This is a genomic window from Alcanivorax sp. HI0044 (genome assembly GCF_001634945.1).
The window spans coordinates 1-691 of the sequence record NZ_LWEZ01000367.1; the positions used below are offsets into that span (position 1 = coordinate 1).

At 62.4% G+C, this 691-nt stretch carries 1 protein-coding gene and 1 pseudogene; both read left to right on the plus strand.

What is annotated here, in order from left to right; genetic code table 11:
• Window positions 1–247 (plus strand): annotated as a pseudogene (locus tag A3730_RS31025) (class II aldolase); the annotation flags it as partial.
• Window positions 248–257: 10 nt separating this feature from the next.
• On the plus strand, window positions 258–691 hold a 434-nt coding region (locus A3730_RS04455), incomplete at its 3' end, for an HD domain-containing protein (RefSeq protein ID WP_063537580.1).

Consider the following 691-nt stretch of genomic DNA (forward strand, 5'->3'; position numbering starts at 1 on the left):
CCATGGCCTGCTCACCGTGGGCAGCACCATCGCCGACACCTTCCTGGGCATGTTTATCCTCCAGCGCGCCTGCGAAATCCAGCTGCAAGCCCTGTCCGGCAACCGCCCGCTGACGCCGATCCCGGACGGCATCGTCGACACCATCAAGCAACAGGCGGCACAGGTGACCAAGGGCATGGGCGGCAACCTGGCCTGGCCCGGCCTGCTGCGCAAGTTGGACCGCAACAACCCCGGCTACGCGGAATAAGGAGCGCACCATGAATGGCATGACCGCACCCCGCGCCCAGTTCACCCACATGAAGGACGGCACCGGCGAGGACTGGCAGATCATCGCCAAGTCCTTCGGCGACTTCAGCAAGGGCCTGTCCGATCGCATCATCACGCACCTGCGCCTGCTGGAAGGTGACTTCGGTGGTTTCAAGATCGACCGTTTTCAGCACTGCCTGCAAACCGCCACCCTGGCCCACCGTGACGGCAAGGATGACGAGTATGTGGTCTGTGCCCTGCTGCACGACATCGGCGACACCCTGGGCACCTTCAACCACGCCGACGTGGCCGCCGTGCTGCTGGAACCGTTCGTTAGCGATGCCAACCACTGGATGGTGAAACACCACGCCATCTTCCAGGGTTACTATTTCTTCCATTACCTGGGCATGGATCGCGACATGCGCGAGAACTTCAAGGATCACCC